The 306-nt window shown below is 68.0% G+C and carries 1 pseudogene; it reads left to right on the forward strand.

Annotated elements, in window-relative coordinates:
- Positions 1 to 306: pseudogene (locus tag D0817_RS27150) on the forward strand (tryptophan--tRNA ligase); the annotation flags it as partial.

Genomic DNA, 306 nt, shown 5'->3' on the forward strand with positions numbered 1-306 from the left:
GGAGATCGCGCTGCGCGGCTTCGAGCGCGACATTCCGGCCGGCTTCCTGACCTATCCGGCCAGCCAGGCGGCCGACATCACCGCGTTCAAGGCGACGTTGGTGCCGGTGGGCGAGGACCAGATCCCGATGATCGAGCAAACCAACGAAATCGTGCGCCGCTTCAACCGCGTGGCCGGGCGCGAGGTGCTGGTCGAGGCGAAGGCGCTGGTGCCCGAGGTGGGGCGCCTGCCCGGCATCGACGGCAAGGCCAAGATGAGCAAGTCGCTTGGCAACACGATCAACCTGGGCGCCAGCGCCGACGAGAT

The organism is Flavobacterium cupreum (genome assembly GCF_003996965.1).
Taxonomy (GTDB): domain Bacteria; phylum Bacteroidota; class Bacteroidia; order Flavobacteriales; family Flavobacteriaceae; genus Flavobacterium; species Flavobacterium cupreum.